The following is a 22,740-nucleotide window of genomic DNA, read 5'->3' as shown; positions in this document are numbered from 1 at the left end:
CAAATAAGATCCTTTCTATAATAAAGATATATTTAAATAAATTGGCAAAATAAATAAGTTATCCACAAAATTATGCACAGGTGTTGATAACTTTAATTTTTAAAAAAAGCTGCTATAAAGAGAATAGAGCAATATGCTGAAAAAAATGTGTCGTTATTTGCTGATTTTTAGGTTTGTTGATAAATTTGTTGATAAATGAAAAATATGTGGATAAACATGTGGATATGTATATACAATATTATCAAAAGCTAATAAAGTTATCAATAATTTTTTTGTATTGTTGACACTATAAGCTGTGTAGTCTATAATTTCAGATAGCAAATTCTCTGTTTATTAAGCTAAGGAGGTGCATATAGTGAAAAGAACTTTTCAACCCAACAACCATTGGAAAAAACAAACGCATGGATTTCGTGAACGCATGAAAACAAAGGGCGGTCGTTTAGTAATTAAAAGGAGACGGGCGCGCGGCAGAAAAAAATTATCTGCATAAGCACGAAGTATAATATAGATTGCCTGAAGTTTTGTGTAGTCTTAAAAAAATCGTGCATAAAGGGAAGGAGCCCCGGGCAGACGCTGCGGGGACTGCTGACCCTATAAAAAGCATGGAGTTATATGAATCAGAAATTAAATAAAAAAATAGTAATGCAGTATAATGAGGAGTTCCAGGCAATTTATAAAAAGAGCCGGGTATTTACTAATCGTTATATAGTAATGCATGTAGAATATAATAGCAGAAATCGTTTTAATCATAGGGTCGGTTTTGCGGCGGGCAAAAAGCTTGGAAATGCAGTTATGCGCAACCGAATAAAGCGAATTTTACGCGAAGTATATAGAAAAAATAAAATAAATGTCAAAGCTGATTGTTGTATTTTGCTAGTAGGACGCATTGGAGCAGTACAGGCTGATTACCAGATAGTAAATAAAGCTTTTGTTGGTTTGTGTAAAAAAGCCGGAGTGTGGAAAGCAGTGTTAAAAGATGATGAAAAAGGTAATTCTTAATATTATTTATTTTTATCGTAATTTTATTTCCCCCTTGACTCCGCCGTCCTGCCGATATATTCCAACCTGCTCGGAATATGCGGTGATAGCTATTGACAAATATGGTGTTAAAAAAGGCGGGATTATGGCAATAAAACGTATATTGCGCTGCCATCCTTTTCATAAGGGCGGTTATGATCCGGTCAAATAATTTATTATAGAATAACATTTAGGATGTGATGAGTTGAGTGAATTTTTTGCTTCGTTATTTCACCCAATAGTACAGATATTAGAGATTATTGTAGGGTTTTTTTATGATTTTACTCAGCTTTTGGGGATTGGCAATTATGGATTAGCCATTATTTTGATGACTATTGTTATTAAAGTTTTATTATATCCGCTTACAGCAAAACAAGTAAAATCGATGAAGGCAATGCAGGATTTGCAGCCCAAAATAAAACAACTGCAGGAAAAATATAAAGGTAAGCCGCAGGAATTGCAACAAAAAATGGGTCAGGTGTATAAGGAGGCAGGGGTGAATCCTTTAGCGGGGTGCCTGCCATTATTTGCACAGATGCCTATTTTGATGGCGATGTTTTATGCATTGCAAAGTGTTCATTTTACTAATGATCCTTCGTTTTTATGGGTGCCCAATTTGGCCATGCCAGATCCATTATTTATACTTCCTATATTATCAGCATTGACTACATTTGTCACTCAATGGCAGACATCTAAATCATCTGCACAGGCGCAAGCTGCCCAGATGAAGATAATGATGGTTGCCATGCCGATTTTTATTGGTTGGATCAGTATTAAATTTGCGGCAGGATTGGTATTATATTGGGTTGTAATGAATATTATGCAGGTATTGCAGCAATGGTGGATGTATCGTAATGAAGAACAGCCAACTAAGTAGAGGAGGCTTCTTTGAAAATGACAAAGACTATAGAGATGTCGGGAAAGGACATCAATGAGGCAAAACAAAATGCACTGCGTGAATTGGATTTATCTGAGGATAGGGTAATTTTTGAGGTGTTGGAAGAACCGTCAAAAGGTTTTTTTGGTATTATAGGCGGTAAGGGTGCTAAAATACGTGCCAGTGTAAAAGAACTTTCCCCGGAGGAAAAAGCCAGTGAATTTTTGAATGAATTATTTTCCACAATGGGAATGGATGTGGATATTAATGCTAAAACAACGGATTATGGTTATGTATTAAATTTAAGCAGTGATGATGATATGGGGATAATGATAGGTAAACATGGGCAAACATTAGATGCATTGCAATATCTTACCAATCTGGCTGCTAATAAGGGACTTATTGAAAATAGAATACACGTTGTTTTGGATGTTGAAGACTATCGGGAACGCCGTGAGGATACTCTTAAGCATTTGGCTTGGCGAATGGCTGACAAGGTTAGAAATCACAATAGAAAAATCACATTAGAACCGATGAATCGACATGAACGTAAGATAATCCATATGGCATTGCAAGATGAAAACGACATTACTACGTATAGCGATGGTGAGGAACCACATCGCCGTATTGTAATTGATGTAAAGAGAAAAAAATAAGAAAAAATAATTCTGCTAAATCATGTAATTAGCAGAATTATTTTTATACTTGCCGGAATTTTCCATAAAGCTGTCCAAATTTGCGGGGCAGCTTTTTAATTATCTGCTATAATATTAGTTAAATATTATTTATATTTGATGGAGGAAAAATTGTTAAATAAAGAAATAAATGATACCATAGCAGCTATTGCTACTCCACCAGGAGAAGGCGGGATAGGAATTATTCGCGTCAGTGGTAAAAATTCTATAAATATTGTTGATAAAATTTTTGTAGCAGGGGACAAAAGAGCTTTATCAGAACGGCATTCGCATCGGGCAATATATGGGAAAATTTATGATTTGCATGACAAAAAAGTAATAGATGAAGTCATTTGTTTGTTGATGCGTGAACCACATTCTTATACTAAAGAAAATATTGTAGAAGTGCAATGTCATGGCGGAATGGTCGTTTTACGAAATATTTTGGCGAATTTACTTGAAAATGGCGTACGTTTGGCAGAACCAGGTGAGTTTACAAAAAGGGCTTTTTTAAATGGGCGAATTGATTTGGCGCAGGCACAGGCTGTGATGGATATAATAAGGGCGAAGACAGAAGCATCATTAAAAATGGCTTCCGGACATTTGTCGGGGTATTTTTCATCTCAAATCAATCAAATGCGTGAGTTGTTACTGGATGTTATTGTACATTATGAAGCTGTCATTGATTTTCCTGAAGAGGGTGTTGATGAAATTGATAATATTCAAGTGATGGAAAAGATCGGTGAAGTACGCAGTAAAATAGGCAATATGCTCGCCAGTGCCAATACAGGACGGATATTGCGCGATGGAATTGTGACGGCAATAGTGGGTAAGCCTAATGTTGGTAAATCGAGCCTATTAAATTTATTATTACGCGATGAACGGGCGATAGTTACTGATGTTCCAGGTACAACACGTGATAGTATTGAAGAATACGCGGATATAGATGGAATACCGTTGAGAATAATTGATACGGCTGGTATACGACAAACTGAAGATAGAATAGAAAAAATTGGTGTTGATAAGTCTTTAACATATATAAAAAAAGCTGATTTGATTTTAGCTTTGTTTGATGCATCTAGAAAACTTGATGCTGATGATCAGAAAATAATGGCTTTATTGAAGAATAAAAATGCAGTAATCGTTTTAAATAAAAGTGATTTACCGCAGGCGTTCGATGAAAATTGTATGAAAATAAACTGCCCGGATAGTAAAATTATCCATATGTCCACTGTTGAACAGGATGGTTTGACAGAACTTATTCAAATTATAAAAAAAATGGTTTACAATGATAACATAGTCAGTAATGAGGGTGAATTTGTAAACGATGTGAGGCAGGCAGATGCCTTGAAAAAAGCTGACAGTCATTTAAGTGATGCGCTTAAGGGACTTGATAATGATATACCTGAAGATTTAGTGGTAATTGATCTTCGTTCGGCATGGGAAAAGCTTGGTGATATAACAGGAGATACAGTAAATGAAGATATAATAAATGAAATTTTTAGCCGTTTTTGTATAGGAAAATAAAAATTGTTATAAATATGAAATATACTTTTTGTTAGTAATATAAAGATTTTGGGGGAACGAAAGTGTTTATTGCCGGAAGTTATGATATAGTCGTTATCGGAGCAGGTCATGCTGGCGTGGAAGCAGGTCTTGCTGCTGCACGTATTGGCTGTAAAACGTTACTTGCTACATTGAATCTTGATAATATAGCTTTAATGCCGTGTAATCCATCGGTAGGTGGACCCGCTAAGGGGCACTTGGTGCGTGAAGTTGATGCATTGGGTGGACAAATGGGAATAAATGCAGATAAAACTTGTATACAGTATAGAATGCTTAATACTAGTAAAGGACCGGCAGTACAGGCATTGCGCGCACAGGCTGATAAAAAGGTCTATCAGTTATTGATGAAGGAAACCTGTGAAAATCAGGAAAACCTAGATGTAAAGCAATTATTGATTGAAAAAATATTGACACAAGATAATGCAGTCACTGGCGTTCAGGTTGAAACAGGTGAAGTATATACATGTCATTGCATTGTTTTAGCTTCAGGCACTTATTTGCGCGGGCGGGTGATAATTGGGGAAAAAACTTATGAGGGTGGACCGGTCGGACAAAGGGCAGCTATGGAATTGTCGAAATCACTTAAAAAAAATGGTGTTAAGTTGATGCGCTTTAAAACAGGAACACCAGCTCGTGTTGATAAACGAACATTAGATTTTAGTAAAATGCAGATACAAAATGGTGATGATGAAACGCATAATTTTTCCTTTATGAGCGATATATCAACTCGTGAACAAGTGCCTTGCTGGCTCACATATACAAATGAAAAGACTCATAAAATATTGCGGGACAATATTGATAGAGCACCAATGGCAAATGGTATCATTGAAGGTATTGGGCCGCGTTATTGTCCGTCAATAGAAACAAAAATAATCAGATTTCCTGATAAGGATAAGCATCAGTTATTTATTGAACCGGAAGGTGTGCATACTAATGAGATGTATGTGCAGGGAATGTCAACTAGTATGCCGATAGATGTTCAATTTGAGTTTTTAAAAACAATTTCTGGCCTGGAGAATGTTGAGATAATGCGGCCAGGCTATGCTATTGAATATGATTGCCTTGATCCGCTGCAGCTGCAGCCGTCACTTGAGCATAAAAATATCAATGGATTTTTTTCGGCCGGTCAGTCCAATGGAACTTCCGGATATGAAGAAGCGGCAGCTCAAGGCCTTATAGCGGGAATTAATGCTGCTATGAAAATAAAAGGAAGGCCGCCGCTTATTTTAAAAAGATCGGAGGCATATATTGGAGTATTGATAGATGACTTAGTTACTAAAGGAACTGAGGAACCATATCGTATGATGACATCAAGAGCAGAATACAGACTGATTTTGCGGCAGGATAATGCTGATATGAGATTGACTGAAAAAGGACGGCAGGTTGGTTTGGTCGACGATGAACGTTATGCTGTATATACAAAGAAACGTGATAAAATTAATGAAATTTCTAAATTGCTGAGGGCAAAGAAAATAAATCCAAGTGGAGAAATAAATAAAGTTCTTCAAGAAAATGGATTGGATGAAATACATACAAGTTTGACTTTATATGATTTACTAAAGAGAAAAAATGTTGATTATGGGCGGTTACAAAATATCTTTAATTTACCAGTGGTGAACATTGCAGTGAAGAAGCAGGTAGAAATTAATGCTGTTTATGAGGGATATATAAATAAGCAGCAGGAACAGATAGAACGTATGGAGAAATTAGAAAATAAAAAGATTCCGGCAGATATTGATTATAAGCAGATTGATAATTTGCGTGATGAAGCCAGAGAAAAACTGTTACAGATAAGGCCGGTGTCATTAGGACAGGCCGGCAGGATTTCAGGAGTTTCACCAGCTGATATATCTATTTTATTAATTTATCTGGAGCAACGCACTCGGAGGAGTGAATAAATGCAATTTATTGAGTATATGGAAAAGTATGCTGTTGAATTTGGATTGGAATTAAGTGATAAACAGTTAAAAATGTTTGATATATATTATCAGTTATTGGTTGAATGGAATGAAAAAATAAATTTGACAGCAATTACTGATCCGGGTGAAGTGGCTGTAAAACATATGGTTGATTCGCTGAGTGTTTGTGATGAAAAAATAATCAATAATTCATCTAAAACAATAGATGTAGGAACAGGGGCAGGGTTTCCCGGTATACCAATTAAGATAATGTATCCGGATATGCAGCTGACGTTACTTGATTCATTGAATAAAAGGGTAAAATTTTTGCAGACAGTAGCTGATAAATTGGATTTTAGGAATATTGAGATTATTCATGGCCGTGCAGAAGAATTAGGAAAACAAAAAAATTATCGGGAAAAATATGATGTAGTGTTTTCTCGTGCTGTAGCAAGAATGCCGGTATTGTGTGAATATGCTTTACCATTTGTAAAAATACAAGGCTATTTTATTGCTCTTAAGGGCAGGCAGTATGAAGCTGAAATTGCTATGGCACAAAATGCTTTAAAAGTTTTGAAGGCATCGGTAGATAAAATAAAATCTGTAAAATTACCGGGCTTGGATGATGTCAGGGCAATAATTTATATAAAAAAAACTGGTAAATTACCACCAATGTATCCTCGTAAGGCAGGTAATCCGGAAAAAAAGCCGTTATAATTTTGAAGACATTATTAATGGGAGGAATGTGTATGTGGCGTTATGTAATAACTATATTATTGTTAGGAGGTGCTTTGAATAATATTTGTTTTGCCGCATTGCCCTCTGCAGCAATTGATTCGGAACCTGTGGTCGGCAGCAACACTACCACATCATCAGACACAGCAGTAAAATCGGCAGCTGAATCAGGCGGACAGCAGGGACAGACAGATGGAATGGTCGTGAGTAATGGATCTGATATGGATAAGAAGGATGCACAGATTTTCAAGAAAATTGAAAAAGCAAATGAAACTGATAAAAAAAGATTTTTTTTAATAGCTAAGGATGAAAGGTTTTTTTATTATCTTGATCGTAAATCGGCGCGCTGGATACTGGAGCCAAATAGTAAACAAAAAATAATTGATGTATGGGTTAAACTTGTTGATGCAAATAAGGCTGATATTCCCTCCGGTACATATGCAAGTGATAATGATAACCAGACATATCTGCTGGATCATTATTATATACGGCCAAAACAGCGTCAGATACAGTTTTTATGTGAACTGGAAGTAATGGGACAACCATCTAATAATGTTAAACAAAATGTTTATTCTGTAAAAAATTGGGAGGATATTATACCGGGAAGTGTTGAGGAAACTATATTTAACGGTGTGATAAATACAAAGGATAATTTAGTTGGTATTGATGTGAAAAAAGATGGGATTGATAAAAAAGCAAGTGATTTTCTTGACCGGGTCTTAAATGTAAGTATATAATTTTGCATATCTGAAAAAAAATATTCAGTTATCCACAATATCCACAGAAATATGTGTGGATATTGTGGATAACTATTATTATTAATCAAATAGTTGTTGATAAAATGTTAATAACTGAGAAATAGAAAGTTTAATATTAACAAAAGAAGAATTATCAACAATGTTAGTAACAGTTGTTGATAATTCTTCTTTTTAATTAAGCTAATTATATAATGTGAATCTGTAAATCAATGATGGAATAAACGAATGCCAGTCATTGCCATGGTGATATTATATTTATTGCAGGTTGCGATTACATTGTCATCACGGATGGATCCGCCACTTTGTGCTATATAATTTACACCACTTTTATGAGCACGCTCTATGTTATCACCAAAAGGGAAAAATGCATCAGATCCAAGTGATACACCGGATATATGATGAAGCCATTCTGTTTTTTCATCTTTGGTCAAGATAGTTGGTTTTTTAGTGAAACTGTACTGCCAGTTATCGTTTCCCAATAAATCCATATATTCATCAGATATGTATACATCGATAGCGTTGTCCCTATCGGGGCGGCGGATATCTTTTTTAAAAGGCAGGTTAAGTACTTTAGGATGTTGGCGCAGATGCCATGTATCAGCCTTATTACCGGCTAATCTGGTGCAATGCACCCGTGATTGCTGTCCGGCGCCTATACCGATAGCCTGCCCATTTTCAGTATAGCAAACAGAATTGGATTGAGTATATTTGAGTGTTATTAAGGCAATGATCAAATCACGTTGAGCATCTTGTGGTAAAAATTTATTATCAGTAGGAATATTTTTTAGAAGTGTTGAATCAATCTGTAAATTGTTGCGCTTTTGTTCAAATGTTACACCAAATACTTCTTTTGTTTCGAATTCCGGGGCAATATATGATGAATCAATTTGTAAAATAAGATAATTGCCCTTGCGTTTCTTTTTTAATATGGCCAATGCTTCCTTTGAATAAGCAGGAGCAATAATGCCGTCAGAAACTTCTCGTGCTAAATATGAAGCCGTTGCTGCATCGCACTCATCCGATAATGCTGCAAAATCACCGTAAGATGACATTCTGTCGGCACCGCGTGCTCGTATGTAAGCAGCAGCTAATGGTGTGATATCCAACCCTTCAACGAAATACATTTTTTTTAGCAGGTCAGAAAGAGGCAGACCAATGGCAGCACCGGCAGGACTGACATGTTTGAAAGAAGCAGCAGCCGGCAGTCCGGTAGCTGCTTTTAATTCACGCACCAGCTGCCAGCTATTAAACGCATCCAGTAAATTGATATAACCAGGATGTCCGTTTAATACACTGAAAGGAAGCTCACCTTTTTGCATAAACACTTTAGCAGGTTTTTGATTTGGATTGCAGCCATATTTTAATTCTAAAGAATTCATATGTATTCTCCTTTGTATATTATGGAGCTTATTAAAAGTATGTTAATATAAGATATTTACGAGCTCACTGTATCATTTTGCCGGTTACTTTGTCAAGTTAAATAATATTAGTAAAGCATTATGAAATTTGGAGTATAAAATATAAAATAATAATATTAGACGTAGATATTTTTTGAAGGTATAATATTATTACAAAGCTGATTAATGGAGGGGAATAACCATAATGATAAAGAGTATTGCTGTTTTAACAAGTGGGACAGATAGTCCGGGAATGAATGCTGCAATAAGGGCAGTGACACGCACAGCCTTGTTTGAAGGGGCAATGGTTTGGGGTGTACATGATGGTTTTTATGGTCTTGTACATGATCAAATAAATCAGCTTAATTCAGTATCAGTGAGTGATACGATACAATGCGGTGGCACTTTCTTAGGAACAAGTTTTTGTCCGGAATTTGAAACTAAGGAAGGGCGGAAAAAAGCGTTTGATAATCTAAAATGCCATGACATAGATGGGCTTGTTGTAATTGGTGGGGATGGCAGTATGACAGGTGCCAAAGTATTTAATAATGAATTTGATTTCCCTGTTGTAGGAATACCGGCTACTATTGAAAATGATATATGGGGAACGGATTATACCATAGGCTGTGATACAGCGGCAAATACAATTGTTGACGCACTTAATAAATTACGGGATACAGCATCATCACACCGTCGGGTAATTGTCGTAGAAGTTGCGGGAAAAAAATGTGGATGGTTGTCGCTGGTATCGGGAATAGCTGGTGGGGCAGAGTATATTTTGGTACCGGAGTATAAAACTGACATGGATGAACTAGTAAAAAGTTTAATAAAAAGGCATTCAAGTGGGAAAACTTACAGTCTTATAGTAGTGGCTGACGGATACGGCAGTGTGGTAAAGATAGGGAAAACAGTGTCAGAAAAAACAAAATTGGATACACGTATATCAGTTTTAGATCTTATTTTACGCGGTGGTTCTCCTACGGTAGAAGACAGGGTAAAAGCCAGTCAACTGGGAGAAAAAGCAGCAATAGCGCTGTTGTCCGGACTTTATAATGTTGCATTTGGTTATAATAAAGGCGATATTGTTTCAATAAATTTGGATGATGTAGTTAAAAATAAGAAAGAACTTGATAGAGAATATATTCGTATTGCTAAAATATTAACTTGATATATTATGTTAATTTTGGGCTGCCGCATTAAGATGATTTAAACTTCACTGGCAGTCTCATTTTTAAGTTTTAAACATATTTTAGAATAAATAACATTTGGTTAAACTAAAAAAAGGACGCAAGAAATAGATGGTTCTAAAACCATCTATTTCTTGCGCTTTTTCTTTAGTTTAGCTGCCATATTTAATATGAAAATATATCTTCCTTGATGATCCGCCTGTATTTTATGTTGTAACTTATTAATGTTGTGCATCTAGCCAGCAATATGTTTTCGACTAATACGCTCCCACGGCTGAAAAATCGTTTAAAGGCAAGGCCAACGTTCACATCGGCAAAAACTCCTTCAGATTATATAGTCCTATTTAAACACAATTTTATTCCATTTTTGGAAGTACCCTGTTCCAAATCTTGTGTCCGTTTTTCCTGAAATATTTTTGAAACTTAAATTTTACACGTATGCCCAGATATTTTAAAGTCTGGGCGCACTCTTTATAAAAAAACACTGCCGCACTTTTTTAACCACGTGCGACAACCCTATAAAATACTCAATGAATAACTGCCGAATTAAGACATAGGTGTTTTTGAAATTATTAGCTTTTTAGCTATTTTTACAGCAACTACACCATCTTGCGCGTAAGCATCAGCGCCAGCTGCATCTGCATATTCTTGTGTTAATACGGCACCGCCGACTATCACGTGAGCACGTGCACCGGCTTTTTTAAGGGCAGCGATCACTTTGTCTATTTGTAACATAGTAGTGGTCATTAATGAGCATAAACCAACAATATCAGCGTCGTTTTTTATAGCAGCCCTGACAATTTCTTCAGCATCTACATCTTTGCCCAAATCAATTAATTTAAAACCATTATTTTCTAATAATGCAGCAACAATATTTTTTCCCAAGTCATGAATATCACCTTTGACCGTAGCAATGACAACGGTACCTTTGTCAGTTAATTCAGCTGAAGGAAGAACTTCTTTTATTTTTATAAAAGCTTCGCGCATAGCCTCGGCTGATAGCATAACTTGTGGCAGAAAAATCTTTTTGGCTCCAAAATTTTTTCCTACATCATTCATTGCTTCAGTTAAAGCTTTTTCGGTTATTTCATTTGAAGTATAGCCATTTTTTAAAGCCTGTTCAACCATGGCAGCAACATTTTCCTTTTCACCGGTGATAATAGAATGTTTTATTGCCTGCAGTACATTCGTTGGGGTAGTGACCGATTTATTTGTAGTAGGGGTATCTTGTTGAGAAACAGACATACTGTAATGTCTGCCGTTGGGATCTTTTCCAATTAAAGCTGCTGCGGCAGTTAATGTATTTTTCATCGATTCATCATAAGGGTTCATTATTGGGGCGTCAAGGCCATTAGCTAAACACATTGCAAAGAAGGTGCTGTTTATGAGTGCCCGATTAGGCAGACCAAATGAAATGTTCGATAGTCCCATCGTGGATGGATATCCCAGTTCGTGACGATATAAAGATAAAGCTTGTAATACCTCCGTTGCGGCATTCTTTTCGGCAGCGATGGTCATTACAAGACAATCAAGTATAAAATCATTATCATGCAGTCCCGTTTGTTTTGCTGCCGCAATAATTTTTTTTATTATGTGTATTCTTTCTCTGCCCGTTTTTGGTAACCCTTTATCTGATAAGGGAAGGCAGAGGATAGCTGCACCGTATTTTTTGGCAAGAGGTAAGAACTTTTTTAATCTGTCAGGTTCTGCTGATACAGAATTTATAAGAGCCCGGCCAGGATAGACTTTTAACCCGGCTTCTAGTGCAGCAGGGTCACTAGTATCAATAGATAAAGGAACGTCGACTATTTGTGCTATTTCTTTTATTGCTTTTTCCATAGCTGCAGATTGATTAATGCCGCCCACACCCATATTTACATCGAGAATATCGGCACCGGCGTTAGTTTGTTCTACAGCTTCTTTTTTTACTGAAATGAAAGACTGGTTTTTTATTTCAGCAGCGAGTTTTTTTCGACCGGTTGGGTTTATTCTTTCACCGATGAGACGTGTCGGGAAATTTGAACCTATGAATACAGTTTTTGTTCTGCTGGTTAAAACTAAGTCATTGGGAAATTGCTGATGCCGTATCGGTTCAGCAATATTTTTGATAGATCGATTGATAGCAGCTATATGATCAGGTGTTGTACCACAGCAGCCACCAATAAAAGTAGCTCCGGCAGCTATAAGCATGGGTGCCCACTTGGCCATATCGGCAGGTGTCATCGGGAAAACAGTTTTTTTATTTATCAAATGCGGCATGCCTGCATTAGGTTGGACACTTATGGGGCAATGTGTATTTTCTGACAGAATTTTGATGATAGGAATAAGTTCTTCAGGTCCGGTGGAACAGTTGGCACCTATTATATCAGCTCCCATAGCTGTCAATGTAATGGCTGCAGTCTGCGGGTCGGTACCAGTTACGGTTCGGCCATCTTCGGAATAGGACATTTGGCAGAAAATGGGCAAAAGAGGTGCTGCGGCTTTAGCTGCCAATAAGGCGGCACGCATTTCCTGTATATCAATGCAGGTTTCGATGAGAATATAATCTGCGCCCCCTTCAGCTAAAGCTTGTGCCTGTTCAAAGTATATGTCATATACTTCATCAAAACTAATATCACCTAACGGCTCAATAAATCGACCTAACGGTCCCATAGCGCCGGCAACTTTACCATGTCCCTGCATAGCAGTTTTTGCATTTTTTACTCCGGCTTTGTTTAAAAGCCGGATATCGTTTTCTAATCCATAGTGGGATAATTTTATACGATTGGCACCAAAAGTATTGGTTTCAATAATAGTAGAACCGGCTGCTATATATTTTTTATGTATATCTATTATAGCTTGAGAATTTTTTATGTTTAGCAGCTCTGGGCAGGTACTGGGTTGTAAAATTCCTTGTGATTGCAGGATGGTTCCCATAGCACCGTCAAATAGATTGATCATGTGGTTTACCTCTTTGTTGCACGTGAAACATGCGATAAATTATTTATGGAATTTTATTCGAGAAAGGCAGTTTTTTTGTTGACAATTGTTGCATGATGGTTTTTCAGGAGAAAAATTATCTGTTTGTGGAATTAGTCCAATTATTGCAGTAACTGATTTCCTTGGTATGAGCATCATGGAAGAAGTATGAGAAACATCGATGGCAGCAGCATTTGCCAGTTTTAGCATCTGGGGTTGGCAGCTTATATTCCAGTCACCATAACCGGGACTGAATCTCCATATACGTTTATATCCCATGGAGGTAATAAAAGGATCAATATTTTTTTCTAAATTGTCAGCAGTTTGTTCTACGGCAGTCGTGGCTGCGGCATCTAAAAGTAAAGCATGGGTGTATTTACCGGTTTGGAAGGTGGTTTCAATTATATGTTCTATGTTGCTGCCAATCGTAACAGCAAGAACAATAACCTTATTACAGTGGGTGAGATGCTGACGAATTTTATTGCCGTTTAGTGTAAAGGGGTTAGCTGACAATATGGTATAAGTAAGCGTGTCATAATCATATATTTCCCAGCTGCCGTGTGGCTCGGCCGTATAAAGCATTTCAGTACAAGCATCATGGATAGCTTTGCTGCTGAAATCGGCAGCTGCCAGTCCGGCATAGCGACGCGTTTGTGTTTCATCAATTTTTTTTAAGGGAGCGTTGTATATAGGCATAATATCACCTCACAGGCAGAAATTAGATTATTTATATATTATATAGTATAACAATTTTATGAAATATAATATATTTTAGCATGAAATATATTTTTTGGTAATGATATAAAAATTTTAGTATGATAATTGTTCGAATAAAGCAGGAAAGTAAATCTATATTGTGGAAATTGTTTCTATTACAATATAAACATGAAAGATTATTGATTATTGCATATATTTATTTCATATGGTATTAATTGAGTACTGATCTATAAAAATGCAGACTAATATGTTTGGGTTTTACTATTTGCATAGTAAATAATAAATGAGTATGAAGGTAACCTGCTGTAATAAACTATATGATATTTATGATAGGAGAGTGATTATATGGCTAAGATTATCGCTATAGCCAATCAAAAAGGCGGTGTTGGAAAAACAACAACGGCGGTAAATTTGAGTGCAGCAATTACCGGTCTGGATAAAAAGGTCATATTAGTTGATGCTGATCCGCAGGGAAATGCTACAAGTGGATGTGGTATTGACAAGGGTCATATCAAACAATCATTGTATGATTTGTTGCTGCGTGATGCGGATGTTAATGATGCTATATTGTGTACTAGTGCGGGTAATTATCTTATACCAGCTATGATAGATTTGGCGGGAGCAGAGGTAGAATTGGTATCAATGTTTTCACGTGAAACACGTCTAAAAAAAATATTAAGTAAAATAAAAATGAAATGGGATTATATTTTAATTGATTGTCCACCGTCATTAGGATTGCTGACTATAAATGCCTTGGCAGCCGCAAATTCTGTCATTTTGCCATTGCAATGCGAATATTATGCGTTGGAGGGAATGACACAGATTTTAAACACGATAAATCTGGTTCAAAAAAATCTTAATGAAGAACTTTCGTTAGAAGGAATAGTATTGACCATGTATGATGCCAGAACTAATTTATCGGCACAAGTGGCTCAGCAAGTCCGAAGCCATTTTCCCAATAAATTGTACAATGCAGTAATTCCACGTAATGTGAGATTAAGTGAAGCCCCTTCTTACGGTTGTTCAATAATTGAATATGATCCATTGTCAAAAGGTGCAGCGGCATACAAGTCATTAGCCAAAGAGGTGATAAAAAATGGTTAAAAAAACACATAATGGTTTGGGAAAAGGACTAGATGCACTTTTAAAAGATGTGAAGATTACTGATGATACAAGTATAAGACAGATAGCTGTCAGCAGGATTGTTCCTAATCCTTTTCAACCGCGTATGGATTTTGCTGACGCAGCTATTGAAGAATTGGCTCAGTCCATAAAAAAGCATGGTGTGCTGCAGCCAATTTTGGTGCGAAAACGAGAAAATATTTATCAAATTATAGCAGGTGAACGACGGTGGCGGGCTTGCAAGAAAAATAATATGGCGGAAATTCCGGCTATATTATGTGATTATAATGATAGTGAGACAGCACAGATAGCACTTATTGAAAATTTACAGCGAGAAAATCTTAATGCTATAGAAGAAGCAGCAGCTTATGGGCAATTGATTAAAGAAACAGGAATAAAACAAAGTGAGATAGCACAATATGTGGGGAAGAGCCGTAGTCATGTAGCTAATTTTTTGAGACTGTTGCAACTGCCGGAAATGGTGCAGCAGTTTATTAAAGAAGGGGCACTGAATATGGGACAGGCAAAACCTCTTCTTTCGCTTAATACTGAAAAACTGCAAATAAAGGCAGCTGTATATATCATAGCTAAATCTTTGTCAGCGAGAAATGTAGAAATGCTGGTGAAAAAATTATTAAATAATCCCGAGTATCTTTCTCAAAAGTTGGTTAATAATATACAAGCGAAAGATGTTTTCATAAATGATACAGAGGATAAATTGACAGCATTTTTGGGAACTAAAGTCAATATAAGGAAAGGAAAGAAAAAAAGTAAAATAGAGATTGAATTTACTTCAGTAGAAGAACTTAATCAGATAATTGAGACATTATTGCCAGTGGAAAAAAAATATATACAGGAAAAAAATAATGGAGATTTTTTTGTTTAATCTTTGATAATAAAAATATTTTTATGGTATAATATGGCGTACTTATTAATAAATAATTGATATAAGGAATATTTCAAATGAATATATAAGTATACCTTATGTCATTGTGAGAGGATGAAGCAATAAATGATGTACGGGACAATAAATGGCCTGAATAATGAAATGCTGTTATATATTATAATTGCAATGGCTGTATTGATTTTACTGGCATATGTGATCGCAGTGGTATTGGTGGTAAGAATCAACAATATGAAGAAAACATATAAACAAATGATGACGGGGAGTAATTCGGTTGATCTTGAAAAAATGCTGATGGAGCATATTGATAAAGTAGAAAAAGTAATGGAAGAAAATGCTGAGATAGAAGCGGACAATAGACATATTCATAATGTTTTAAAAACGGTTATACAAAAAGTTGGGATAGTAAGATTTTCAGCATTTAAGGATGTTGGGGGTGATTTGAGCTATGCAGTCGCTCTCTTGGATGAAACAAATACAGGGATAATATTGTCAAGTATATTCAGCCGCAGCAGCTCAAACACATACTTAAAGCCAATCGACAGAGGAAATTCTACATATAAGCTTTCTGACGAAGAACAGGAAGCTTTAAATAAGGCAATGATGTGTCATTAAATGAGTAAGTGGCAGGGTCGGATATTTTGTCCGGCCTTATTTTTTTTGCTGATTGGTTGAAAAATAAATACAAAATAATGGCGTAATATATGATATTGCATCACGAAGACGATTGCTGTTGAGGGATTTGCAGAAAATATTGAAGATTGTTTTATTAAAATGAATTTGTATTACTCCAGGAAGAAAGTATGCAGTATATAATTACAGTATGCTTGTAATATTGAAAATATAGTGATAAACTTATAATTAATAATATATATACTACTATTATAAGTAAGAGTAATGTATTATGGTTTTTACAAAAAACAGTATGCATCCGGGGTATGGTTAGTTTAACCATGAGTAATGCTTATTAAAGTCAGGATTGTTTATTTTTAAAATGTTATTATCTGGAATATGGGCTAATTTTGTTAATCGGTTTGGTGGGTGGAATTATATGTTATACTGCCCGGCCGATGAATTGAATTAATCAGTGAGGCGATGTTTATGTTAAAAAAAGCTGCGTTGAAGGCTGCGCTCAGCCATTGGAACAAGGGCGGATTTAGTGTTAGATTCTGGGATGGTGAAGAAAAAAGTTATGGTACGGAACCCCCCAAATTTACAATAATTTTTAGTCGGGAACCTAATTTGAAAGATGTTAAAAATATAAGCTCGGATTTAATATTGACATTAGGTGAAGCTTATATGGATGGTAGTATAGATTTTGAAGGTTCTATCGATGATGTTATTGCGGTGATGTTTCAAAATCAGGAACATGATATAAAAAAACATGCTATTGATGACTTACGGAAAAAGCTGTTTGCAGGAATTGAAGAACAGAAAAAAGAAAAGATTGAAGAACAAGAAAAGAAAAATATACACAGTCATTATGATATCGGCAATGACTTTTATTCTAAATGGCTGGATGAAACGATGTCCTACTCTTGCGCTTATTTTAAGCATACCACTGATACATTAAAGGATGCTCAATTAAATAAAATAGATCATTCTTTACAAAAACTACTGCTTAAAAAAGATGAAACATTATTGGATATTGGCTGTGGCTGGGGTTGGCTGGTGATTCGTGCGGCGCAAAAATACGGAGTAAAAGCTACAGGTATAACTTTGAGTGAAGAACAGTATATTGGTGCCACGGAAAGAATAAAGAAATTAGGGCTGTCAGACCGGGTAGAAATACTGTTATTGAATTATATGGATTTAGATCCCCAAAAATATCAATTTGATAAAATAGTAAGCATTGGCATGTTTGAACATGTTGGAAAGGAATTTTTACCGTTATATCTGCATAAGGTCAACACATTATTGAAAAAACAGGGACTGTTTTTACTTCATTCCATAATGGGCTTTACTGAAGCACCGACAAATAGTTGGATGAAAAAATATATTTTCCCGGGCGGATATGTTCCGACAGTTCATGAAACAGTGGGATATTTCCCCGATTTTAATTTTTATTTGCTTCATTTGGAAAGTCTGCGGCGTCATTATGCGTTTACGTTGGATGAATGGTATAAAAGGTTTATGACTTGTAGGGATATTTTACCGGAAAAGTATGATGAAAAATTCAAACGAATGTGGGGACTGTATCTTTCCGGCTGTGCTGCTGCTTTTAGGACCGGAAATATTGATGTAGTGCAATTCCTTTTAAGTAAGGGTGTCAATAATACGTTGCCGATGACTAATAAATACATGTATGAAGAATAGAATACTGCTTTGATCTATGATAGGCCATTATGATAAGAATTTATCATAATGGCTTTTTTTCAGTTGTTGCAAGGTATTTTTATGGTTAAATTTAATTTTATTAAAAATATAGAGAAAATTTTTACCAAACTGTATAAATTATCCTCACTATCGGATATAATATATACAGAATCAATTGTTATTACGAAGGAGTTTTTGTTATTTTAAAATTATTTTCCGATGTAGAAAAACAAAAAAAAGAATTAGAAAATATATTATTATATGTGAGGACAGATGAAATTATTTATCGACAGAAAAATGAAATAAATTTGGCTAATAGGCTCAGGCTTTTAGAACAACAATTAAACTTAGCCATAAAAAATTTGGATGATGCATTGAAGATAAAATAATTTTATTTATAATGAATTTTACGGGTAATCATGTTTTTCGATATATTTATCATGAGTTGCAGCCTGTAGAAGGATTTTATTCATTAGCGAAGAATATACCTAACATTGAGTAAATGATTTAAGTGTATGGCATTAATTACACATACAAATAAATTCATTTAGTTTTATTAGTGAAACTTTTTATTGTGAGGAGGATTGGTGATGGCTGAATTTGCAAATCCCTTTAATGGGAATGTTAATCGTAAATTGACACAGGAGGAATTGGTACAGGCGGTTCGTTTGGATATTTCTTCGGAACTTGAGGCAATATATCTTTATGATGCCCATGTACAGGCTACAGACAATGAGGCAGCTAAAAAAATTCTTGCGGATATACGCGATGAAGAAAAAGCACATGTGGGTGAATTAATGACATTGCTGCGTATTCTTGATCCTCAAGAGGCAGATCATTTTGCATCCGGTGAGGCTGAAGTTAAGGAATTAATGGAAGAGCTTGCAAAAGAAAATGCACAGAAACCAGTTAGCCATGGTAATGAGGCAGAAACTACTATAGGCAGTTTGATAAAATGAGCAAGCTATTTTAAACAAAAAATTGGGAGGGATGTTTATATGGAATATTTGTCTAGAGATGCGGCAGCATTGAGTACTGAACTTTGGCAGCAAATAGATCAGACTGTTGTGGAAACAGCCAGCAGAATCTTAAACGGACGAAGATTTATTCCGGTTTTTGGACCACTGGGTATAGGAGTTACTGATATTGCTGTTGATGATGCAGATAAATTGGAAGAAGTTGCTAAAAATGGCGTAATGATGACTTCTGGTCGAAAATTAGTTGAACTTCCAACATTGTATGAAGATTTTACTTTATTGGCAAAAGACATGCAGTCTTCACTCCATGCGGGGTATCCTATTGATTTATCAAGGGTGATCAGTGCGGCGGAAGGCTGTGCATTAAAAGAAGACAGGCTTGTTTTCTTTGGTAATAGTGATTTTGCTATTGATGGATTATTTAGTGTCGCAGGGGCTAATACTATTAAAAAATCAGATTGGAAAACAGGCGAAAATGCTTTCAGTGATATATCTGGTGCCATTAATATATTGGTGGGAAAGGGTATATATGGAGCTTATTGTTTAGCATTAAGTCCCGATTTATATTTGCAGTTGCAACGGTTACAGCCAGGTACGGGAATGTTAGAGGCTGATCGGATAAAAAAATTATTGAATAAGAAAATATATGTTTCACCTGTCTTAGGCAGGGAAAAGGCTGTATTAGTCTGCGCCGACAGTCGTAATGTGGATTTGGTTGTCGGTCAGGATATGAAAACAGCTTATTTGGAACAAATCGACTTAAATCATAAATTCCGCATTCTGGAAACAATTCGTCTTAGAATAAAAAGGCCGCAGTCTATAGTCATTTTTCAGTAAGGGTATAAAATGAATTAGTATCAGTAAAAAGCATTTTATATATAAATTATGTATTTTTATGTATATGGAGGTATGATGAAGATGGAAAAGGTTGTTTTTTATCGTTGTGAAAAATGTGGTAATATAGTAGCTTTGATTAATAATGGCGGGGGTACGCTTTCTTGCTGTGGTCAGCCGATGACGAAGCTCAATCCCAATACGACCGATGCTGCCCAGGAAAAGCATGTTCCTGTAGTGACTAAAAAAGATGGGAAAATCGAAGTTGCAGTGGGAGCTACATTGCATCCGATGCAGCCGGAACATTATATTCAGTGGATTGCTTTGGCCGCTGATTCACGTGTGCGCATTCAATTTTTGCAGCCGGGCGAAGAACCTAAGGCTGAATTTTGTACTGCACAAAATGGTACTGTGTATGAATATTGCAATTTGCATGGATTATGGAAGACCGATTTCTAATTTTGTGGCAAAGTGTTGACACAGGAAAAGCTGCTTGTTATAATATGCACATATCAGCAATTTAATATTGCAGTACAGGACTGACGGATAATGTGGAATAGACCACATGGACTGTATTGTAGTTTAAGCCGACCGTCTGGGCAAGAGAATTATTATGCCTGGGCGGTTTTTTGCGTTCGGTAATAGTTCTCTTTGATATATCTTTTATTGAAAAAGGAGAAGAGATATTATGCGAAATCGTTGGCTTATTGCTTTAGCAGCAATTGGAATTCATATCTGTATTGGCAGTGTTTATGCTTGGAGTGTTTTAACGAAACCAATAATGCAGCAAATGGGATTATCCCTTAAGCAAACAACATGGGCGTTTTCTCTGGCAATTTTATTTTTGGGTTTGTCAGCGGGTTTCTTGGGAAGTTTTGTGGAAAAATATGGACCTAAAAAAAGTGGTTTGACGGCAATGATATTTTTCGTAAGTGGAATGTTTGGTACGGCCTTAGCAATTAAAATGAATAATTTATCATTGTTATATATTTTTTATGGAGTAATTGGCGGTGTTGGGTTAGGTATTGGCTATATAACTCCCGTCTCTACTTTAGTTAAGTATTTTCCCAATAATCGTGGATTTGCCACTGGACTGGCAATAATGGGGTTTGGTTTTGCCAGTCTTATTGCCGGGCCGTTAATGCAGTATCTTACGGCACAGTACGGATTAATCAATAATTTTTTGATATTAGGCTGCATATATATGATCATAATGGCAGTATCAGCTGCTTATTTGAAACCACCGGTAAATAATGTTTCCGAAAGCAGTTTGGCGGTTATAAGGGGCAGCCGGGGTATTTCCGCTAATGAAGCTTTAAAAACATGGCAGTTTGGAGCATTATGGTGGATATTTTTTATAAATATTACCTGCGGGATAGGCTTGCTGGCAGTAGCGTCACCAATGGCACAAGATGTAGTAAAAATGACACCTGCAGCTGCTGCTTCAATGGTGGGAATTATTGGGTTATTGAATGGACTGGGCAGAATTTTTTGGTCGACGCTTTCGGATTATTTGGGGCGCGGTTATACATATGCGGTGTTTTTTGCAATAGAAATAGTCGCGTTTTGGCAATTGGCACAGGTTAGCAGTATGATGGCTTTTGAGGCATTGATTTTTTTGATTATTACTTGTTATGGCGGAGGATTTTCTTGTATGCCGGCTTATTTGAGTGACATATTTGGTACCAGACAGCTTAGCGCTATTCATGGACGAATCTTAACGGCATGGGGAATAGCAGGGGTAGTAGGCCCATTTCTTGTATCTTGGCTGCGGGAATCCACTAATAGTTATTCAATAACGCTTTATTTCTTCTCAGTTTGTTTTATATTGAATCTCATTATTGCATTGGTATTGAAATATAAAGGGAAAAAATTGCAGTCAGGTAATTTAGCAAAAATCAAGGAAAAAATGATAAAAGCTTTGTAATAAATATTTGAGTAAGGGTGCTGCTCGGAACTTTGCGGGCAGCATTATTTATAATATTAAGTAATATTATAAAATAAGAGAGTATAGTATTTTGTTTAATATAATAGAATAATGGTATAATAATAGTCGGATTATTTGAGGAATTTTTATGATAAAACTATCTGCGATAAATTAAGGATTAGGTGACATAAGTGAATATTATCGAATGTGACAAGGTCGCTTTTGTAAAAAATGGCAACACTATTTTGCAAAATGTATCTTTTGTAGTTGGTGAAGGAGATATAGTGGGGATTACCGGCCCATCCGGCTCAGGAAAATCATCACTCCTGCGTTTGGTAAATCTGTTGCAAAGTCCTACGAAAGGAAATATTTTTTATAAGGGGAAAAATATTTTAGATTATAATCCTATGCTGCTGCGGCGGGAAATCGGTTATGTACTACAAAAACCGTATATTTTTGCGGGAACAGTATATGAAAATCTGGCTTACTCGTATACTGTGAGAAATCTGCAGCCAGATAAAGCGGAGATGCTGGCTTTTATGGATAAAGTGAATCTCACGCCTGATTTTTTAGACAAAAAGCGTAATGAGATGTCAGGGGGAGAACAGCAAAGAGTGGCTTTTGTCAGATCTTTATTAGTAAAGCCGGAAGTGTTGCTGCTTGATGAGATAACAGCCGCATTGGATGAAGCAAATACGGAAATCTTGGAAAATTTTATTCGTCAACAGACTGAAACAAAAAATATTACAATTATTTTTATTACACATAATATCGAACAACTTAGGCGTTTAGCACAAAACGTAATTTGTATAAAAGATGGACAAATTGATTTTCAAGGTACAGCACAAAAATATTTTTCTTCCAGGGAGCAGTGAA

The 22,740-nt window shown here is 35.9% G+C and carries 22 protein-coding genes and 1 riboswitch; of the genes, 19 read left to right on the top strand and 3 right to left on the bottom strand.

Annotated elements, in window-relative coordinates:
* The first annotated feature begins 355 nt into the window (after nt 1-355).
* The 9 genes from rpmH to F8M42_RS13505 all read left to right on the top strand — a co-directional run bounded on the left by rpmH (nt 356) and on the right by F8M42_RS13505 (nt 7,504).
* The gene (gene rpmH, locus F8M42_RS13545; RefSeq protein WP_182187400.1) at nt 356-490 is read left to right on the top strand and encodes a 50S ribosomal protein L34; all 135 of its coding nucleotides are present in this window, start codon (nt 356-358) and stop codon (nt 488-490) included.
* A gap of 122 nt (nt 491-612) precedes the next feature.
* Nucleotides 613-999, top strand: coding sequence for a ribonuclease P protein component (gene rnpA, locus F8M42_RS13540; protein WP_182187399.1), 387 nt, complete (start codon nt 613-615; stop codon nt 997-999).
* Complete coding sequence (gene yidD / locus F8M42_RS13535) at nt 980-1,189, top strand: membrane protein insertion efficiency factor YidD (protein WP_182188771.1); 210 nt, start codon at nt 980-982, stop codon at nt 1,187-1,189. Before rnpA ends, yidD begins: the two co-directional genes overlap by 20 nt.
* 33 nt (nt 1,190-1,222) lie before the next feature.
* Nucleotides 1,223-1,894, top strand: a complete 672-nt coding sequence (locus F8M42_RS13530) for a YidC/Oxa1 family membrane protein insertase (RefSeq protein ID WP_182187398.1) — start codon at nt 1,223-1,225, stop codon at nt 1,892-1,894.
* A 17-nt stretch (nt 1,895-1,911) separates the two neighbouring features.
* The gene (gene jag / locus F8M42_RS13525; protein WP_182187397.1) at nt 1,912-2,550 is read left to right on the top strand and encodes an RNA-binding cell elongation regulator Jag/EloR; all 639 of its coding nucleotides are present in this window, start codon (nt 1,912-1,914) and stop codon (nt 2,548-2,550) included.
* A gap of 150 nt (nt 2,551-2,700) precedes the next feature.
* Nucleotides 2,701-4,095 carry a tRNA uridine-5-carboxymethylaminomethyl(34) synthesis GTPase MnmE gene (gene mnmE / locus F8M42_RS13520; RefSeq protein ID WP_229711366.1) on the top strand — a complete coding sequence of 465 codons (1,395 nt, stop codon included), beginning with the start codon at nt 2,701-2,703 and terminating at the stop codon, nt 4,093-4,095.
* A 62-nt stretch (nt 4,096-4,157) separates the two neighbouring features.
* Nucleotides 4,158-6,032 (top strand): tRNA uridine-5-carboxymethylaminomethyl(34) synthesis enzyme MnmG, encoded by a 1,875-nt coding sequence (mnmG, locus tag F8M42_RS13515; RefSeq protein ID WP_182187395.1) that lies wholly within the window; start codon nt 4,158-4,160, stop codon nt 6,030-6,032.
* Nucleotides 6,033-6,749 carry a 16S rRNA (guanine(527)-N(7))-methyltransferase RsmG gene (rsmG, locus tag F8M42_RS13510; protein ID WP_182187394.1) on the top strand — a complete coding sequence of 239 codons (717 nt, stop codon included), beginning with the start codon at nt 6,033-6,035 and terminating at the stop codon, nt 6,747-6,749.
* Between the two features lie 32 nt (nt 6,750-6,781).
* Nucleotides 6,782-7,504 carry a hypothetical protein gene (locus tag F8M42_RS13505; RefSeq protein WP_182187393.1) on the top strand — a complete coding sequence of 241 codons (723 nt, stop codon included), beginning with the start codon at nt 6,782-6,784 and terminating at the stop codon, nt 7,502-7,504.
* A 227-nt stretch (nt 7,505-7,731) separates the two neighbouring features.
* Here the strand turns inward: F8M42_RS13505 and F8M42_RS13500 are convergent, their stop codons facing one another.
* Entirely contained in the window at nt 7,732-8,904 is a 1,173-nt protein-coding gene (locus F8M42_RS13500; protein WP_182187392.1) for a phosphoribosylaminoimidazolecarboxamide formyltransferase, read from the bottom strand.
* A 220-nt stretch (nt 8,905-9,124) separates the two neighbouring features.
* Here F8M42_RS13500 and F8M42_RS13495 point away from each other — a divergent pair, with 220 nt between their 5' ends.
* Complete coding sequence (locus tag F8M42_RS13495; protein ID WP_182188770.1) at nt 9,125-10,090, top strand: ATP-dependent 6-phosphofructokinase; 966 nt, start codon at nt 9,125-9,127, stop codon at nt 10,088-10,090.
* Nucleotides 10,091-10,655: 565 nt separating this feature from the next.
* On the opposite strand, the gene F8M42_RS13490 is transcribed toward F8M42_RS13495, so the two are convergent.
* Together F8M42_RS13490 and F8M42_RS13485 are read right to left on the bottom strand one after the other, a co-directional pair.
* Complete coding sequence (locus F8M42_RS13490; RefSeq protein ID WP_182187391.1) at nt 10,656-13,049, bottom strand: homocysteine S-methyltransferase family protein; 2,394 nt, start codon at nt 13,047-13,049, stop codon at nt 10,656-10,658.
* Between the two features lie 39 nt (nt 13,050-13,088).
* A complete protein-coding gene (locus F8M42_RS13485) occupies nt 13,089-13,763 on the bottom strand; it encodes a methionine synthase (RefSeq protein ID WP_182187390.1) in 675 nt (224 codons plus the stop codon).
* A gap of 366 nt (nt 13,764-14,129) precedes the next feature.
* On the opposite strand from F8M42_RS13485, the gene F8M42_RS13480 reads away from it, so the two are divergent.
* The 9 genes from F8M42_RS13480 to F8M42_RS13440 all read left to right on the top strand — a co-directional run bounded on the left by F8M42_RS13480 (nt 14,130) and on the right by F8M42_RS13440 (nt 22,739).
* Complete coding sequence (locus tag F8M42_RS13480) at nt 14,130-14,888, top strand: ParA family protein (RefSeq protein ID WP_182187389.1); 759 nt, start codon at nt 14,130-14,132, stop codon at nt 14,886-14,888.
* A complete protein-coding gene (locus F8M42_RS13475; RefSeq protein WP_182187388.1) occupies nt 14,881-15,792 on the top strand; it encodes a ParB/RepB/Spo0J family partition protein in 912 nt (303 codons plus the stop codon). The genes F8M42_RS13480 and F8M42_RS13475 overlap by 8 nt, the downstream gene beginning before the upstream one ends.
* Nucleotides 15,793-15,918: 126 nt before the next feature.
* The gene (locus F8M42_RS13470) at nt 15,919-16,425 is read left to right on the top strand and encodes a DUF4446 family protein (protein ID WP_182187387.1); all 507 of its coding nucleotides are present in this window, start codon (nt 15,919-15,921) and stop codon (nt 16,423-16,425) included.
* 486 nt (nt 16,426-16,911) lie between these two features.
* Nucleotides 16,912-18,126 (top strand): SAM-dependent methyltransferase, encoded by a 1,215-nt coding sequence (locus F8M42_RS13465; RefSeq protein ID WP_182187386.1) that lies wholly within the window; start codon nt 16,912-16,914, stop codon nt 18,124-18,126.
* A 590-nt stretch (nt 18,127-18,716) separates the two neighbouring features.
* Entirely contained in the window at nt 18,717-19,085 is a 369-nt protein-coding gene (locus tag F8M42_RS13460; RefSeq protein ID WP_182187385.1) for a ferritin family protein, read from the top strand.
* A 39-nt stretch (nt 19,086-19,124) separates the two neighbouring features.
* Entirely contained in the window at nt 19,125-19,940 is an 816-nt protein-coding gene (locus F8M42_RS13455) for a family 1 encapsulin nanocompartment shell protein (protein ID WP_182187384.1), read from the top strand.
* Between the two features lie 81 nt (nt 19,941-20,021).
* Nucleotides 20,022-20,396, top strand: coding sequence for a desulfoferrodoxin (locus F8M42_RS13450; RefSeq protein ID WP_196590890.1), 375 nt, complete (start codon nt 20,022-20,024; stop codon nt 20,394-20,396).
* A gap of 66 nt (nt 20,397-20,462) precedes the next feature.
* Nucleotides 20,463-20,545, top strand: a riboswitch (ZMP/ZTP riboswitch).
* Between the two features lie 80 nt (nt 20,546-20,625).
* Nucleotides 20,626-21,864, top strand: a complete 1,239-nt coding sequence (locus tag F8M42_RS13445; protein ID WP_182187382.1) for an L-lactate MFS transporter — start codon at nt 20,626-20,628, stop codon at nt 21,862-21,864.
* 191 nt (nt 21,865-22,055) lie between these two features.
* Nucleotides 22,056-22,739, top strand: coding sequence for an ABC transporter ATP-binding protein (locus tag F8M42_RS13440; protein ID WP_182187381.1), 684 nt, complete (start codon nt 22,056-22,058; stop codon nt 22,737-22,739).
* Nucleotide 22,740 lies beyond the last annotated feature (1 nt).

This window comes from Pectinatus frisingensis, assembly GCF_014076555.1.
GTDB lineage: Bacteria > Bacillota > Negativicutes > Selenomonadales > Selenomonadaceae > Pectinatus > Pectinatus frisingensis.
This window is presented reverse-complemented; position numbering and strand designations above follow the sequence as displayed.